Below are 16401 nucleotides of genomic sequence, written 5' to 3'. Positions count from 1 at the left end.
CGTCATAGATAACAGAAATAAAAAAGAGAGCTGAAGTTGCTCTCTTTTTTGTTTTTAGAATTTTAGTTTTTGGGTGATCACTTTTCCGTTTTCCAATGTTGCCCGGACTGTTACTACTACATTTTTGACATTTAATGGAGCGGTAATTTCTGTAGATTTCATATTGGTTTGGTTCACCAGAATTCTTCCTGAGGCATCATAGATTACCAGCGAGGTAATTTGCAGGTCACTTTTTATGTACACTGAATTTTCTGCCTGTGTAATAAAGGTTTTGTTTTCAATTGCATTTTTAGCGGACAGGGTTCTTGGTTCAATGATCACTGAATAATCTTCTATCTGTCCGTATTTAGGAGTATAACAAGCGGTAACGGTTGTTCCGTTATATTCACCAATTACCCTCATTCTTAAAGGAGTATTGGCTACAGCATTTGAAGGTGGAGTTACTGATGCTGTTGCAGTGGAACCTGCTGCTATATTGCTTTGGTTCAGAACCAGCTCCGTTGTTTCATTAAATTGTCCATCGTTGTTGTAATCGATGTATGCTTTTATAATATGAGGATTGTTTGTTCCGGGAGTAATGGTAAGGGTCGTTGAGGTGCCTGAAGGTATTGTGGTTTTGGAAATTCCCAGACAATAATTTCCCGTAAAATTTTCGTAGAAATTATTAGTGGCAGCCTTGTAATTGGTTGAATAATTATTAATGCTTCCAAATTTGACAGAAGTGATTCCTATGTTGTAATTTCCTGGATTCGTTATTGTTGTTGGGGTGCAAGCTGTGGTTAAAGATGTATTGTTGTTAGGTGTAGTGCTACTTGCGACCGGAGAATTGATTAAAGATTGTCTGTACTGTAAAAGCTGGGCTGTAGCTCTGTCGGATTGTCCCGGGGTAAAGAGATCTCTGAAACAGAAAGTATAAGACATTACATTTCTTTCACCTCCTGCATAGGTAACGCTTGTACATGGGTTGATCTGACCGGTCTGACATGTATAGGGAACGGAAGAGTGGTAAAGGCTTTTCATTGGTTCTGTATCGCATACCAGGTCTCCTTGTAATGTACAATCGGTATTAGCAGGACAGGCCCCGGTAGAGTCGTTGAATCCTTCATGGGTGTGACGGAGTCCTAACGCATGTCCGAATTCATGTGCCAGTGTTTGCGCGTTTACAGATGATGCGCTTGTAGACATAAATGCATAATCATTGCTGCCACCCGGGTAATAGGCAAAGCCATTAAGGGTTCCTGAATTAGAGGCTAACTTTTTTACCACATAAATATTATAATACTTACTGGTATCCCACATTCCAAGGGCTGTAATTTCGGATGCCGTTACAGCATTGGTCGTATTATCATTGTTTACACCACCGCTTACATATTTTGGAAGATGGGAAGCATTGATCCTGTTGATCCCGTTGGTCGCTGTACAGGTGGGACTGATTTTCGCAAAAACAAATTTTACAGGGAGTATGGCACTGGATGATGACATGCCGCTTGAAGAACTTCCGGAAAATACTCCGTTAGTGTAATTAACCCATGCAATAATGTCGGCATCCGACTTGTTGTTTACTGTTCCGACCGCGCTTCCGTCCCCTACAACATGGACAACAACGGGAATTTCATATACCTGATTCTTATTAAGGGTAGATGCTAGTTTTCCACTTTTAATCAGTTTGGATAACTCTAAGTTAAAAGCATCATCCCGAGCCTTTTCTTCGGGATGCCGTTCATAATGTTTTCGCATTAATTCGTCGGTACCGCATTCTATTAATTCAGTTTTTTGAGCGTAAAACTGGCTGCATGAAGAGCCTAAAATAATAGCTAATAGTAGTTTTTTCATAATATAATTGTTAGTGGTTTTAATATATTCATATTAAAAATAAACAAAAATATCAATAGTGTGGGAAATAATTTAATGCTTTTATAAAGACCTTGAAGGATTCGAAAAAGATGATATTGAATATTTCACAATAGCCTATTTCTTTAATTTCATCGTCCATTATTTTGTGGATACAAATCAGAATTTAAATCCGATACTAAAATAAGCCCGCCAGAAATTAAGTGCATCGTTTCTGGATATATTTACGTTAATGGGACCTAAAATTGATTCATATCCCAGATTAAGTCCATAACCAATAAGTTTGGAATTGCTCTTGAAAGGGGATAGCTCGTCACTTATTGCAGCATAGTGAAAAGAGGGAGTGAGGAAAATCCTGTGATAAATCCGGTACTGAACCTCAAGTCCTAGCTTGGCAACTGAATTTATAGGAACTTCTTTTTGCCTGAACCCGTTAAATTCAGGATTCATTCCGTCAAAATTATATTCACTTCCTCCCAGATTGAATTTCTGATTGAGAAAAAGATAAGGGATACCCTCTGAAGATCCAAGAGTTTGAGGAGAGAAGTTTGTTCCTAAAAAAGCATTTGCCTTAACAGATACCTTTTTATTGATTGGAATAATATAATTTTCATTGAGCGCTAATGTGATCAGATTCTTGGGTTTATAATATCCTTCAGCCCCGGGATTTAAGTATTCATAGAGTGTAGGTTGTATTTCTTTCAGATCATAAAGGTTGTATTGATCTCCAAAATAATACTTCGTGATGAACTGAAAATTGTTTCCTGAAGTAGGATAATATCTGGTATTGAAGTTATTTTGATTGAATTTAAAATACAGGTCAAGATTGGTATGATAATATACCTTTTTGCTGTACAAGTCTGTAAAGGTCTGGCTAATCCTGTCTACAGACCGGTTTAATTTTTCAGCGTTGAACTCTAAGCCGAATGAAGCCATTGTATTCGGATGAATCGAATAATTGACCGCTGTATTCGCTTTAATGCTTCTGTAAATATAGTTGGGGAAAAATAAATTATTTTCAACATCATTGTTTTCTGAGAATCTCAACAGGAGGTCATTACTTTTAAGAAAAGAAATATTTCCTTCTGTACTTAACCACCAGCGGTAATCCGTATCCAGAAATTTCTGAAACTGCAAACGGGCCTTGAAACGTTCCGAAATATCTACAGTTGCTATGGCCCGGAATTTTGCTTCTGCATAATCCCGGTAGGTATAATTCAGGATGATCCCTACGGATTGTTCATTATCATAGTGTAGGGCTAATTTAAGCATGCTTGGTGTGGATCTCTTTACGAAAATGTTCATAATTAAACCGTTTTCCGAATCTGTGTAAGTATAATACACCCTGTCATACTGTCGAATTCCAAAAACCTTGTCGATAGCAGCATTTACAGTTTTGGCATCGTAATATACACCCTCCTTTAATCCCATCAGGTTTTTAATAGTTTCAATCTCGGACGGATTAGTGATCGGTGTACCATTATCTTCACTATAAGTAAACTGTATGGTCGGTTTTTTAACCTCTTCAACAAGTTTGTGCTTATAAATAATTCCCAGTCTGCGTTGCTCGTTGGCTAAGGCTATAAATTCCGGAAGGTGTCTTTTAGCTTCTGCTTCTCCTATTTTTATGATTTCCTTGTATTTTCTGAAGTCTTTAGTGGTGTAATCATTAAGCGGAGTTACAAAATCCACCATGATATCCGACATCTTCTTTTGTTCATTGAAATCCTGTACGGAATGGAATGCATGTGTCTGATAGATCATTTTCATCGGATTTTTGATCTCATCTTTTGTGAAAAGCCTGAATCCTGTATAGCCTCCGATAATATAATCAGCTCCCATATCTTTTACTTCCTTTACCGGAAAATTACGGTCGAGGCCACCGTCTACAAGAAGTTTTCCATCAATATAGACCGGTGCGAAAGCGGCAGGTATGGCTAAGGTAGAACGAATCGCCAGTGCAAGAGAACCTTTTTTCTGCATAACCAATCCACCATTCACAATATCGGATGATGTAAGTTGAACAGGAATAGGAAGTTTACTAAAGTCGTTGATATGTTTTGCAGGAAACGTTAATGTATTGAGAACTTCACCCATGTATTGCCCTTCTATAAAGGATCCCGGTAGGGAAGGCCGGCCATCGTTTACCGGAAATTCAAGAATATATTTATTGTACTCATCTTTTTCGCTGATATTGACCTTGTTGTAGGGGATTTTGTTACTTAGGATCCTTTTCCAGTTCATGCCATACACCATTTTTTTCAATTCTTCACCATTATATCCCATAGCATATAATCCACCAAGAATTCCACCCATACTGGTCCCGGTAATATAATCTATTTTAATCCCTAGTGAATCTATTGTTTTTAAAATTCCCAGATGTGCAAAGCCCTTGGCACCACCTCCGCTAAGCGCTAACCCAAACTTTGTGTCTTTTGTCATGGGAGGCATTTTCTTTATGGTGTCTTGTGCAGAAAATAAACAAAATATACATATAAGAAAGACAGTGAGGAAATTTTTCATTTTAATAGGCTTACTTCAAATTAGCAAAAAAGACGATCGGGTCTATTAAGGATTTCAATAGGGGATCTTTTTTTTAAAACTACAGAATGTGAAATTTTGAATCGTGTCAAAAGGAGTTGTATGATCTGATGAAATACACTGTATCTTTTCGAAATGGTTGGCGAACTGCTTTTCCATGGACTCCTCATCGTATTGCTTAATCTCCAGACCACTGCATTTTGTAGGTCCGTTTTTTGAAAAAGTTCCTAACACCATAAATTCTTTTATGCTTTTCCCTGCAATATCCAGATAGCTGGAGATTTGTTCTTCTTCGGTTAAAAAATGAAATGTGGCCCTGTCGTGCCAAAGATCATATTGGAATTCAGGTTCGAATTTAGTAATGTCCGTAACAATAAATTTCACTTTTTCGGATTTCTTTCCTAAACGCTTTTTTGTCTTTTCCAATGCATTCGCAGAAATGTCCAGCACCGTGATATCCTGATATCCTTTGTCAATCAAAATATCTACAAGACGACTTTCACCTCCGCCAATATCTATTATTTTAGCGTCTTTTTTTAAGTCAAATGATGCAATGAAATCCAGTGATATTTCAGGTTTTTCCTGCGTCCAGCTTACCTGATCAGGACTTTTTGTCTCGTATACTATATCCCAGTGATTTTTATTCTTTGACAAATCCATAAGGAGTGTTGTTTTTAGCAGGGCTAAATTACAAAAGACCTGATGAAAGAAAATATTTTAATTGATTTATTTTTATTCAACCAGCTGTTTGTTGATTTCTTCGAATTTTTTAATAAGCTCATGGAGTTTTGACTGTTCTTTCCTTATGGTTTTAGGTCTTATGTAAAACCAGTTAAAGGCAATCCATATAAAAGTTAATGAATAGGCAAAAACAGCCATAAATGTTGTCATCCTTGAAGTGTATTCATACATATAGAGACTGATTCCTGCCAATAACATAGTGAAGTAAAGATTGGTCATGAACGTTTGTACAAAACCCTGTTTGCTTTTCAAAACATACAGGCTATGCAAATATTCACTGTTGGATTGGTCGGTGTTGGTTTTATAAAAGAATGTAAACAGCCTGTTGTAAGCAAACAGGAAAATTACCATTGCCAGAATAATCAGTACGATTCCGATTTTTGTGGTGACTAGCTGAGGTTGATAGTGATACCATATCAGACCTATAAATATACTGGTTAAAAGTAGCATTATATTGGTTAATATAAGCTTTTTCAGATTTTTGCTTTTATAGGACTCCAGTTTAGCAAGCAAATCTTTAAGGTCGGGCTTATTTACTTTTTGTTGTTGCCAGATATTTTTAAAATCTATATTAGTAGGTTCCATGTTCCCTGAATTTTTGAGTTAATTTTTCTTTTATTCTGTGGATTTTTACCCTGACATTGGATTCTGATAATCCCACGATATTGGCTATTTCGGCCTGTTTTAATTCTTCCAGTTCTAAAGAAATAATAATACGGTCTGTTTCCGGCAATTCGGAGATGAATTTATAAAGAAGTTGTATCTCAGATTCCATGGATTCCTGTTTCTTTTCCTCTAAATTACCTGGTAAATCAGCTTTTGTGAATCTTTTCTCCCTTTCAATCTGTCTCAGGCAATTATTGGAGGCGATCCTGAAAATCCAGGTTCCCACAGAAGATTCATTTCTGAATTTAGGAAGTTGTTGCCATACAATGACAAATGTTTCTTGAGCAATGTCCTGTGCCCATTCGGAATTGTTTACATATCCCATACACAGGCGGAATATTTTTTGCCAGTATACTTCGTAGATTTCCTCAAATACCATTATTTTGCAGATAAGAAGTTATTCAACTGGTTGAAATACCATTCCTTATCATCATACATGATGAAGTGTAAACCTTTAGTAGCATATTGTAAATTTGCATTTTTCATATTCTTATATTGATCTTCCATGGCTGGTTTAAAATTAGTAAAATAAGACTCTAATAATATAAGTGAAGGACATTGTATATTTTTTATTTTTTCCCGGAGGTCAGTATTCGAGAAGTCACAATACATTTCTGCAAAAGTCTTACGGTCTGATTGCTGACTCCATCCGATCACAGTTTCCTGCATGGAAGTATCCGCCAAAAGCTGGGGGATAGATTTCAGCTGCATCTGACGAAATTGATCATCTGTCATGGCTGTCATTTTATTGATGGTAGCAGAGCAATCATTGTTTTCCTTAGATGTAAAAGAAGGATTCATTAATGCCGATAAGCACGGCAAAGCATCTACAACGATAATCTTACCCACTAATTGTGGATGATCTGCAGCCAGAGCGAGGGCAAGGCCTCCACCCATACTGTGCCCGATGATAACAGGCTTGTCAATTCTCTGGTCACTGATGAATTCTGCAATTTTGTTTTCCCAGTTTTTAAAGCTGGCGCCGGGCTGAGGCTTTGCACCTGCGAATCCTGCCATTGTTAAAGTATAGCAAGTAAAATTCTTATCAAACTTTAGGGTCGTTTCATTCCATACATCTCCGGAAGAGGCAAAACCGGGGATCAAAATCAGGGCTTGTTTCCCACTTCCTGATTTTTTAACTTCAAAAGGATAGGATTTTGTTTGTCCGAACACATTAGCACATAGAGCTAAAAATAATAATATCACGGCAAGGAATGTCAATTTTTTCATTTCATTTAAGATTTAATGGTTAATTTACCTTTTAGATACAGGCCTGAAAAAAATGTTACAAAATTTTTAAAATAATTTTAAATCTTATGAATAATTTCCGGAATACCCCTTTAATAAAGGGTATTTTAAATTGAAAGAAATCAGATTAAACCCTTGAATTTGCGGTTGGTCCTCATTTTGTGGAGGTTATCGGTTATTTTTTTTAAAATATTATGCATTACTTATTATAATAGGTACGGTTTTTGCAGACTATAGAAATTAATAAAAATTTTGTGAAGCCTGTTGTTTGTATTCGAAAATTCACTAAATTTAATAAATATTTACAATTGCCCCTTATAATGATAGGGGTGTTGGAGATAAAATCGTAGTTTTTTAATTAAATCCAAAATACCAATGAATAATATACAAGATGAATTTCAAGTTCTGAAGGACGAGCTAAGAAAATTGAATATTGAAGTAAAGAAAGTAGTAAAAGTAGGAAACGGAAGCATGGACTTTCATGAGGTTTTCTACAAATCGCCAAGATATGAAGAGGTGAAAACAATTTATGTACAGCGTCATAATCTGGATGATCTTATTGTGAAATTCAGACAAGCTTATAGCTAAAATAAAAGACGCGCCGCAGATTTCTGCGGCGCGTTTCATTCAGGGTCAGTATATTTTTTAATCCTTATTTAATGCTGATGTTTCTTTGGTATCTTTCATTCTGGCGTAAACAATCAGCGAAAAGAAGATACATGCTGTAATATACCAATAGAAATAAGGTTCCATATCGGCCTGCTTAAGCCAAAGGGCAATATATTCCGCCGTACCTCCAAAAATAGCTACTGTTAAAGCATAAGGTAAGCCAACACCAAGTGCCCTTACTTCCGAAGGAAAAAGTTCTGCCTTAACAACTGCATTAATGGAAGTATATCCACTTACAATAATCAATGCTGCCATAATTAAAAAGAAGGCTCCCCACATTGAGGTTGTTGTGCTTAATGCTGTAAGCAAAGGTACTGTGCAAAGAGTTCCTAAAATTCCAAATCCCAGAAGCAAAGGTCTTCTTCCTATTCTGTCTGATAATCCACCAAAAACAGGTTGAAGACAGGCAAAAATAAATAATGATACGAAAGAGATAAGGGTAGACTGTTCTTTTGTCAGATGAACCGTATTTACTAAAAATTTCTGCATATAGGTGGTATACGTGTAAAAAGCCAACGTTCCGCCTAATGTTAAACCTACTACGGTGAGAAGGGCTTTAGGATGTTTAAGCAATTCTTTTATAGTTCCTTTTTTCTTCTCACTCATTTCCTTTTTGTTTTCAAAAGCTTCCGTTTCATGAAGGTTAGCCCTCAGATATAATGCAATAACGGAAAGGGCTGCGCCGATAATAAAAGGAATCCTCCAGCCCCAGTCTTCCAGCTGTGCCTCTGTAAGAAGTACCTTTTGTAGAACCAACTGGATCCCCAATGCAATTAACTGCCCTCCGATCAGGGTTACATATTGAAAGCTTGAGTAAAACCCTCTTCTGTCTTCTGTCGCCATTTCACTGAGATAGGTGGCTGAAACACCATATTCTCCACCTACACTCAATCCCTGCAGTAGCCTTGCAATTAAAAGAAGAATCGGAGCCAGAATTCCTATAGTTTCATAAGTAGGCGTAAGGGCAATAAGTAAAGATCCGAATGACATTAGTAAAACTGACAGGGTCATCGCTCTTTTTCTCCCTATTTTATCTGCAATACTTCCGAATAACCATCCGCCGATAGGTCTCATCAGGAATCCAACTGCAAATATTCCGGCAGTATTCATCAGTTGTGCATTAAGATCCGAATCAGGAAAAAATGAATTGGAAAAATAGATGGCAAAGGCAGCATAAGCATACCAATCGTACCATTCCACTAGATTTCCGATAGAACCACCCACAATGGCTTTAATCCTTTGGGCTGTTGTAATTTGAGTAGTATTCATAGGGGTAATATATTAAATTTTTAAAGTATAATCTGAAGTGATAGTAAAAATTCTCCTTTTCTGTCAAAAATTGTTTTGGAAACGAGATCATAGAGTGGTCTGCTGCTGTATTGTACAACAATTCTGGCATTTTGGCCGTATAAGTAAAAATTTGCTCCCACGTCATAATAGCTGCCGTTCTGATTTAATGCTTTCATGTCCTTTAAAGCATAATTGAAGAAAGGCTGAACCTTCAGTATTTTACTGAATTTAGGAAGAACGAATCCTACCTGTGAAAACCAGATATTTCCCGTACCCATCAAAATCCTGTTGTTTCCGGCACCTTCCAGTGCTTTTTGCCCTGTAAATTGTGGATCAGGAGTTCCTGGGTTCAGGAGTCCGCTTACTCTTAAATAGTTGGGTCCGTAATTATAATTATAGAATACAGAATACAAGGTCAGTCCCATTTCCTTACTTTTATTTCCCAAAGGCAGCTCCGAGTAGATATCTGCTCCGAAGACATTGGCAGCATGAGACTCGAAAACATTTTCTGAGGGTTGAGATTGTGTTGCATCTTTAGTACTGTAAAAACCCGTTCCGATATTCAAAACTTTTCTGGCAGCCAGATTATTACCCGGTAGAAAAGAAGTTACCGTTGTTTCTTTATTGAAAAACTGATAGAATGCATAACCTGAGTAAGATAGCTTTCCGCTTTGGTTATTATCCACAGCAGGTCCTCCTACAACGGGCTTCAGATTAGTAGCAAAAGGCTTGTTGACACTGAATCTGTAATTTAACCGATCAAATTCTCCATGTACAAAAATACCGAACTGTCTTGAAAACTGATCTGCAATTTCGATGGCCGGAAAATTGAAAACAGGGATGTCACCGGCAAGCATTTTTGTAGTACTTGCATTAGTCAATCTGCTTACGCCATTCCAGGAGTGAAGCCCGGCACCCAGATACAAATTGTTTTTATTGGGTTTTCCGGTCTGAAAATCATTTCGTGGTATAATAGCCAGCTCATTATAAGCATCATGAAAGAAAAAAGGGGCTTTCTTTCCGGCTCCATTATTTCCTGTTCCCGATCCTCCTCCGGAAATAAAAGACTGGTTATTAATTCCCATTTGTAGAAAAACTGAATAAAATGGTGTAAGCTGACTCTGAATAGTTAGCCTCATTCTTCGGATTCCTGCATCATATGTTTGCTGCTGGGGAACGCCATTCACGAGTGTTCCCGGATTATTGTCAATACTTCGCAACCAGATCTGACTGGAAATACCGAATTTCAGCCATTTGTCTCCTTTGGGATTCAGGTTGATTTTAAGCTCTCCGATATCTAAAGGATTCTTTTCTGATATAACTTCTTCAGGATTTGTACTGACCTTTGCAGTATCCTGGCTGTATAGTAATTGTAAGGCAGCCAGGCCGAAAATGATGAAAAGTTTTTTCATTGATGCTATTATTTGCACCTAAACAATACATAAATTCTGAAGTTTTTCTGAAGTTTTGATCAGAATTGAATATTTGTTGTTATGTTTTTGAATTTCAATCTTTTATTTTATGAAATTGATCTTTAAAGTATGAAAATTGTTTTCAAAATGATAAGTAATTTCAGTGTCATAAATCTCCAAAATCTTCTTCACGAGTGCCAAACCGATCCCAATTGAGTTTTGATCAGGGTTTCCGCGCTTGAATCTTTTGAACAATTCTTCCGTAGGAATAGTTGGAGGATTTCCGGTATTGGAAATCTCAAAATAATCTTCGGTAAGAGTTACTCTGATCTTTCCATTTTCGATATTATGCCTTTTTGCGTTATTGATGAGGTTATTGATCACAATAATAGCCAAATTCTCATCGAAATTAAGGTAAACCTCTTCCCGGATATTTCTGGTTAATGATAGGTTCTGAATTTCAAAGATATCCTCGAAATACTGAAGTCGTTCACTAAGCAGCTCTGAAAAGTTGATATGATTCGATTCGCTTTTTTCAAAATGCTCCAGCTTAGCTAATAGAATAAGGGATTGATTAATAGAAGAGAGCCTGTCCAGTTCATCGTTCATCGAGGAGAGGGTAAGCAGTTGTTTTTCTGAGAGATCACTGTCCATCAGTAACTCGATCTTTCCTTTAATGGAAGCCAGTGGAGTTTGGAGCTCGTGGGAAGTGTTTTCCGAAAGTTCTTCTAATAAATGATAGTCCTTTTTTGAACTCTCGGACATTTTTAGCAAAAACCTGTTTAAGGATTTAAATTCTTCGGTCTCTGTTTTCATAAGGCTCATAGGCCTGTTATTCTTAAGACTGAATTTTTTGATCTCTTCTATGGCATGATAGAACGGTTCAAGAATCTTCTTTGAAACCAGGACCCCGACAATGATCGTAAGAATAATAAGGAACACCATGATCCAGGCAACCACCATAATAATACTTATCAGAAAATGGTTTTCAATGATGGTGATGTATCTTACGCTGGTTATGGCATATCTTTTTTTATGAATGACAGGGTAGGTAATAACGGTAATTTTATTGATGTAAGACTGTACACTTTTATTCCAGATGTACTTTTCTTCAATAATTTTTTCTTTGGTATTCTTGTAATCGGACGGTAGGATCTTAACCTGGGTTTGTCTGTGGTGTATGGTAAGATAATCGTATGTGGAATCTTGTGCCAACTTATTGGCCACATAAGCATTAAGATCTTCAAGTTTGAGGATCGCTGAACGCATCGTTGCCCTTTCAAAGGCAAAATACAAAATCGTAAAGCCTGTGGTAAGGACAAAGAAAACCAGGATAGTAAATGCTCTGGCAAAACGAAAGCTTAAATTCATTTATCAATCCATTTATAACCCAACCCATAAACAGTCTGCAGATAATCTTTGCCTCCTCCGTCAATAATCTTTTTTCGCAGATTTTTCAAATGCTGGTATACAAAATCTATATTATCCACACTATAAGTATAATCTCCCCACAGGTGACTTGCTATAGCCTGTTTGGAAAGCATTCTGTTTTGATTATTAATAAAATAGATCAGCAGGTTGAGTTCTTTTTTGGTGAGATTCAGTAGTCGCTCATTCACTTTACACTCTTTTGATTCCAGATCAATAGTAAATTCATTGAAACTTAAGATGCGGTTGGTTTCCGGTGTTTTTCTCCTGAGCACGGCTTTTATTCTGGAATGCAGTTCCGGTAATGAGAAAGGTTTGGTCATATAATCATCGGCTCCTTCGTCCAAACCTGTCAGTTTGGTATCCAGGGAGTCTTTGGCGGATACAATGATGATGCTGGATTCCGGAGCATCATTTTTAATATGTTTCAGGATTTCCAATCCATTTCCATCCGGAAGCATCAGATCAAGTAGGATGCAATCATATTCGAAAAGCTCAATTTTTTCTAAAGCTTCTTTTGCATTAGTCGCCACTTCACAAACATAGTCTTCTTTTTTAAGATAATCTGTGATGTTGGAAGCAAGATCTTTATGGTCTTCGATGATAAGGATTTTCATAAAATTATAATCCGAAATACATTATTAGGGCTTAAAGATATAAAAAAAGTGTTCTAATTTTCAGAACACTACCTGATCAATCATTTTTTATGTATCCAGGTTTTAAAAACGATATCCTAATGATAATCCGCTTCTGAAGCCTGCCCAGGGACCATCTACTTTTATCCGGGCTCCATTGGGATTGGTTTCTACGGTATATTTTACAAACGGGATGTCCAGATTTTCGATCTCTTTTTTTAGCTGTTGTTGCATTTCAGGGGTCAGCAGATAATCACTTGTCAGCGTAAAGTCACCTTTTCCACTACCATAATGTGCACCGGCAATCCAGAGATCTAAAACAAGATTTTGGCTTTTGGTAAGAAAGAATTGTACCCCGACCATTAATCCACCACTATTACCATTGGTATCTCCTGATCCTTTCAATGGAATCTGATAAGTAACTCCATTGGTGGGTTTAAAATCATAATAGAAATCAAAAGTATTAGAACTTACTTTTGAATATCTGTAATACGGGGCTACGTAAAAGCCTTTTCCGTATCCTGCTCCTAAATAGAAACGAGGCTCGAAAGTAAAATTAGTTGCTTTAATCCTTAAATTCTGAAACCGCTCTTCATCTTTATCTTTTAAAAATGCATTAATGAACGGAACCTTTCCTTCAGGCATTGTTCCAAATCCTACATTCACAGAGAACCACTGATTGAAGGCTCTTTCATATGACAAATTAATGTTCCTGAATGCATATGCTGTGACATTGGTTTTAATGATATTCATTTTTTCTTCAGAAACAGGAGTGACCTCCTGTGAACAGACTTTCGAAAAAAGAAAAGGGAGGATAAGCAGGAGATATTTTTTCATGATTCTAAATTTAATACTGGAGTTTATAATAATAGCAGCAAAAAATGGGCAATAGTGTATAGAAATGAATAATTAAATGAAAAATAAACTATTTATATAAAGTTAGTTAGGAATTTATTGATGACTTGAATCCGTATACCATGTAATACATATCAGATTCTGCTTGTCCTATTTTATATTATTCAATTTCTGACATGAAAAAAACAGTATGTGCCGCCCTTTTTCTTTGTGGAGTTTTTGTGTTTTCGCAGGAAAACATCAAAAGCGATACTATTGATCAAACAAAGACGGCAGAAATCCAGGAGGTGATTATAAAGTCCCAACGTAAAAAACAGTTTGCAGACAAAGCAGTATATACTTTTGATAAAGCAGCGTTAGAAAAGGCCCGTTACGCAAAGGACCTATTAAAGACATTACCGGAATTACAGTTGGATCCTGTTTCGAATACTTTGAAAAGTACGAAAGGAGGAACTTCTTTATTTCTTATTAATGGAATTGAAGCAACGGATATGCAGATCCGGAGTATAGCACCCAGTGAAGTAGTAAAAGTTGAATACTATGATATTCCACCCGCAAGGTGGGCAACAAGAGCGGATACGGTTATTAATGTGATTACACGGTCTACAGAGACAGGATATGTTTTTGGAACCGATGTAATGACCGCATTGAATACAGGATTCGTAAATGGATCAGCATATGCCAATTTTACAAAAGGCAAAAATAATTTCGGTTTGGAATATTCCATGAATTTAAGAGATTATGACAACCGGAGAGTACGCAGTATCTATGACTATCAGCTTGATAATTCACATTATCTTTCCGATGAAAAGAAGAAAGATCATTTTGGATATACCTCTCAAAATATTGCTTTAAGGTATACCCGTATGGTGCCTGATAATTATTCATTTCAGGCAAAACTGAATATGGATATCCTTCATACTTTCGTGAATGGTAAGGGAGAAAGTACTTTCACAAAAGATGATGTTACGGAAGGGCATACCATGATGAAAAGGGGAGGGACGGATTACGTAACACCGACACTTGATCTTTACTTTTCAAAAAAACTGAGTAAAAAAGATGAATTAAGTTTGAATGTCGTGGGTTCCCATTTTACCACAGATACTTCAGAATTTACAAAGGAATGGATCACCTCTTCAGGGAATTCAGTTTTTGATAATGATATGAATCTTACAGCTAAACAGACGGGTTTTGTTGGAGAGATTGCCCATACTCATGATTTTGAAGGTGGAAAACTTTCTTCAGGGTATCGTATCTCGAACACCTCTATTTCCAATGATCTCCAAAACCTTGCAGGATTTTCACAGTACAAAGTGAATTATTTAGAGCAATATTTCTACACAGAATTTTCCGGTAAAATTGAAAAGTTTACATACCGTGTTGGTGCAGGCCTTACCAACATTCATAATAAAAGTGCTGAAACTACTTTTGATGAATGGTCTATTACTCCAAAAGTTATTTTAGGATATCAGCTGAAAGGAAATCAGAGTCTTCGTTTTACAAGCAGCTATAAACCAAAGAGTCCATGGAGTGCTGCATTAAGTAGTAATGTGGTACAGATGGCACCGAACATTGTGCAAAAAGGAAATCCATTTCTTAAGTCACAGCTGACATGGGGAAATAACCTGATCTATTCACTGAACAATAAGTATTTTGATTTTAATGCTAATTTATTTTATTCAGATACCCGACGTACGATCAACCAGTTTTATGTGATGGACGATACTTTTGGAGGATATGCCCTTACCTACGAAAATGCAAAAAGCTCGAAACAATATGGGCTGCAGCTTACGGGATCCTATAAGCCTTTTGGGAATAATCTTCTTGTGATCAAAGCTATGGTTGCTCCTTCATCTGAAACCGTAAGAACGAGCAAGGGCGCATTGATCAAAAATAATTATATCGCCAATAATCTGGAATTATCTTCGGAGTACAAATCATTCTCACTACAATATCAGGTCAATATTCCTGTGTATTTACTTAGTGGTGCATTTCTCAATACCAATGAGAATGCGAATCATGTTTTCGTCAATTATAAACACAAAGACTGGACATTCTCTACAGGATTGTACTGGATAGGAATGCCTTCGGAATACAAGACAAAAAGTCTTCCTGAAAGCGTGGTCAACTATTCACGAAATAGCCAGATTATGAATAATAAGTCGATGTTTGTTCTGGGCTTCAGCTATGATTTCTCAAAAGGAAAGAAAACGGATATGCAGAAAAAACTTAATAATTCTACAGCTCCTGCGGCTACTTTTTAATCATGCATATTTTTATCATAAGAACAGCTCCGGAGAATCCGGAGCTGTTTTCTGTACGTTAAATATTTTCTGTTTTAATTTTGCGCGATCATTCTGCGATAAGCATGAATGTCTTCAATAGTGACTACACTCATTCCTTTTTTTTCCGCGAAATCTACAATTTCGGGTAGTCTTGCCATAGAGCCGTCTTCATTGGTGAGTTCACAAAGAACCGCATCATCCCCAAGATTTGCCATCTTTACCAGATCAACACTTCCTTCCGTATGACCCCTTCTTTCAAAGACGCCTCCTTTTTTGGCAACAAGAGGAAAGACGTGTCCCGGGCTTGCAATATGGTCCGCCAAAGCATTTTCTGCTATGGCAGTTCTGATCGTGGTTACCCGATCCTTTGCAGAAACACCGGATTCCACTCCTTCTTTTGCTTCAATGGAAATGGTAAATGCGGTTTGATTTTTACTGTTGTTGGTCTCTACCATTGGTCGCAGATTAAGATGTTTGCTTTTCTCTTCCGAAATGCATAAACAAACAATTCCGCTGCATTCGCGGATCAAAAGTGCCATATCCTGTTCTGTAATGGTAGAGGCAGGGAAGATGATATCGCCTTCGTTTTCGCGATTCTCGTCATCCACAAGAAGGATGCCTTTGCCCTGTTGTAATTTTAAAAGTGCATTTTCTACACGTTCTCTGGAGGAAACTCCGAATTTTTCTAATAATTTTTCCATGTTATTTTACTTTAAAAGTTAAAATACACTTCGGTACATGGAAATGAAATACGCACCAATAAGTCCATAAGGCAAGCTT

The 16401-nt window shown here is 36.9% G+C and carries 14 protein-coding genes; 2 read left to right on the top strand and 12 right to left on the bottom strand.

All coding sequences use genetic code 11. The features are described 5' to 3' along the window. Positions 1-54 precede the first annotated feature (54 nt). The 6 genes from ACNFU2_RS11075 to ACNFU2_RS11050 all read right to left on the bottom strand — a co-directional run bounded on the left by ACNFU2_RS11075 (position 55) and on the right by ACNFU2_RS11050 (position 7029). Entirely contained in the window at positions 55-1833 is a 1779-nt protein-coding gene (locus tag ACNFU2_RS11075; RefSeq protein ID WP_273649542.1) for a GEVED domain-containing protein, read from the bottom strand. Positions 1834-2010: 177 nt separating this feature from the next. Continuing rightward, entirely contained in the window at positions 2011-4293 is a 2283-nt protein-coding gene (locus ACNFU2_RS11070; RefSeq protein ID WP_273649540.1) for a patatin-like phospholipase family protein, read from the bottom strand. A 135-nt stretch (positions 4294-4428) separates the two neighbouring features. After that, positions 4429-5052, bottom strand: a complete 624-nt coding sequence (locus ACNFU2_RS11065; RefSeq protein ID WP_273649538.1) for a class I SAM-dependent methyltransferase — start codon at positions 5050-5052, stop codon at positions 4429-4431. 72 nt (positions 5053-5124) lie between these two features. Continuing rightward, complete coding sequence (locus ACNFU2_RS11060) at positions 5125-5718, bottom strand: hypothetical protein (protein WP_273649536.1); 594 nt, start codon at positions 5716-5718, stop codon at positions 5125-5127. Beyond that, a complete protein-coding gene (locus ACNFU2_RS11055) occupies positions 5705-6178 on the bottom strand; it encodes an RNA polymerase sigma factor (protein WP_273649535.1) in 474 nt (157 codons plus the stop codon). The genes ACNFU2_RS11060 and ACNFU2_RS11055 overlap by 14 nt, the downstream gene beginning before the upstream one ends. Further along, the gene (locus tag ACNFU2_RS11050) at positions 6178-7029 is read right to left on the bottom strand and encodes an alpha/beta fold hydrolase (protein WP_273649533.1); all 852 of its coding nucleotides are present in this window, start codon (positions 7027-7029) and stop codon (positions 6178-6180) included. The genes ACNFU2_RS11055 and ACNFU2_RS11050 overlap by 1 nt, the downstream gene beginning before the upstream one ends. 393 nt (positions 7030-7422) lie before the next feature. On the opposite strand from ACNFU2_RS11050, the gene ACNFU2_RS11045 reads away from it, so the two are divergent. Continuing rightward, positions 7423-7635 (top strand): hypothetical protein, encoded by a 213-nt coding sequence (locus tag ACNFU2_RS11045; RefSeq protein WP_089027820.1) that lies wholly within the window; start codon positions 7423-7425, stop codon positions 7633-7635. A 57-nt stretch (positions 7636-7692) separates the two neighbouring features. Here the strand turns inward: ACNFU2_RS11045 and ACNFU2_RS11040 are convergent, their stop codons facing one another. The 5 genes from ACNFU2_RS11040 to ACNFU2_RS11020 all read right to left on the bottom strand — a co-directional run bounded on the left by ACNFU2_RS11040 (position 7693) and on the right by ACNFU2_RS11020 (position 13318). After that, positions 7693-8985, bottom strand: coding sequence for an MFS transporter (locus ACNFU2_RS11040; protein ID WP_273649531.1), 1293 nt, complete (start codon positions 8983-8985; stop codon positions 7693-7695). A gap of 20 nt (positions 8986-9005) precedes the next feature. Continuing rightward, positions 9006-10418 (bottom strand): porin, encoded by a 1413-nt coding sequence (locus ACNFU2_RS11035; RefSeq protein WP_273649529.1) that lies wholly within the window; start codon positions 10416-10418, stop codon positions 9006-9008. Positions 10419-10520: 102 nt separating this feature from the next. After that, positions 10521-11789, bottom strand: coding sequence for a sensor histidine kinase (locus ACNFU2_RS11030; protein ID WP_273649527.1), 1269 nt, complete (start codon positions 11787-11789; stop codon positions 10521-10523). Beyond that, positions 11786-12463: a response regulator transcription factor gene (locus ACNFU2_RS11025; RefSeq protein WP_172280585.1), complete on the bottom strand. Its 678-nt coding sequence runs from the start codon at positions 12461-12463 to the stop codon at positions 11786-11788. Before ACNFU2_RS11025 ends, ACNFU2_RS11030 begins: the two co-directional genes overlap by 4 nt. A 102-nt stretch (positions 12464-12565) precedes the next feature. Beyond that, complete coding sequence (locus ACNFU2_RS11020) at positions 12566-13318, bottom strand: DUF3575 domain-containing protein (RefSeq protein WP_273649525.1); 753 nt, start codon at positions 13316-13318, stop codon at positions 12566-12568. A 194-nt stretch (positions 13319-13512) separates the two neighbouring features. On the opposite strand from ACNFU2_RS11020, the gene ACNFU2_RS11015 reads away from it, so the two are divergent. Beyond that, on the top strand, positions 13513-15600 hold the full coding sequence (locus ACNFU2_RS11015) for an outer membrane beta-barrel protein (protein ID WP_273649523.1): 2088 nt from the start codon (positions 13513-13515) through the stop codon (positions 15598-15600). A 74-nt stretch (positions 15601-15674) separates the two neighbouring features. Here ACNFU2_RS11015 and ribB read toward each other — a convergent pair whose 3' ends face one another. Further along, complete coding sequence (gene ribB / locus ACNFU2_RS11010) at positions 15675-16322, bottom strand: 3,4-dihydroxy-2-butanone-4-phosphate synthase (RefSeq protein WP_172280579.1); 648 nt, start codon at positions 16320-16322, stop codon at positions 15675-15677. Positions 16323-16401 lie beyond the last annotated feature (79 nt).

It is taken from the genome of Chryseobacterium sp. PTM-20240506, assembly GCF_048296755.1.
GTDB classification, from domain to species: Bacteria; Bacteroidota; Bacteroidia; order Flavobacteriales; family Weeksellaceae; genus Chryseobacterium; species Chryseobacterium proteolyticum.
The sequence above is the reverse complement of the archived record's forward strand: the minus strand, read 5'-3'. Positions and strand labels throughout refer to the sequence as shown.

Coding starts and splice junctions, on each gene's coding strand:
- ACNFU2_RS11040 (WP_273649531.1), bottom strand. CDS start 8,985: ATGAATACTACTCAAATTACAACAGCCCAAAGGATTAAAGCCATTGTG.
- ACNFU2_RS11045 (WP_089027820.1), top strand. CDS start 7,423: ATGAATAATATACAAGATGAATTTCAAGTTCTGAAGGACGAGCTAAGA.
- ACNFU2_RS11050 (WP_273649533.1), bottom strand. CDS start 7,029: ATGAAAAAATTGACATTCCTTGCCGTGATATTATTATTTTTAGCTCTA.
- ACNFU2_RS11070 (WP_273649540.1), bottom strand. CDS start 4,293: ATGACAAAAGACACAAAGTTTGGGTTAGCGCTTAGCGGAGGTGGTGCC.
- ACNFU2_RS11075 (WP_273649542.1), bottom strand. CDS start 1,833: ATGAAAAAACTACTATTAGCTATTATTTTAGGCTCTTCATGCAGCCAG.
- ACNFU2_RS11015 (WP_273649523.1), top strand. CDS start 13,513: ATGAAAAAAACAGTATGTGCCGCCCTTTTTCTTTGTGGAGTTTTTGTG.
- ACNFU2_RS11035 (WP_273649529.1), bottom strand. CDS start 10,418: ATGAAAAAACTTTTCATCATTTTCGGCCTGGCTGCCTTACAATTACTA.
- ACNFU2_RS11020 (WP_273649525.1), bottom strand. CDS start 13,318: ATGAAAAAATATCTCCTGCTTATCCTCCCTTTTCTTTTTTCGAAAGTC.
- ACNFU2_RS11030 (WP_273649527.1), bottom strand. CDS start 11,789: ATGAATTTAAGCTTTCGTTTTGCCAGAGCATTTACTATCCTGGTTTTC.
- ACNFU2_RS11055 (WP_273649535.1), bottom strand. CDS start 6,178: ATGGTATTTGAGGAAATCTACGAAGTATACTGGCAAAAAATATTCCGC.
- ribB (WP_172280579.1), bottom strand. CDS start 16,322: ATGGAAAAATTATTAGAAAAATTCGGAGTTTCCTCCAGAGAACGTGTA.
- ACNFU2_RS11060 (WP_273649536.1), bottom strand. CDS start 5,718: ATGGAACCTACTAATATAGATTTTAAAAATATCTGGCAACAACAAAAA.
- ACNFU2_RS11025 (WP_172280585.1), bottom strand. CDS start 12,463: ATGAAAATCCTTATCATCGAAGACCATAAAGATCTTGCTTCCAACATC.
- ACNFU2_RS11065 (WP_273649538.1), bottom strand. CDS start 5,052: ATGGATTTGTCAAAGAATAAAAATCACTGGGATATAGTATACGAGACA.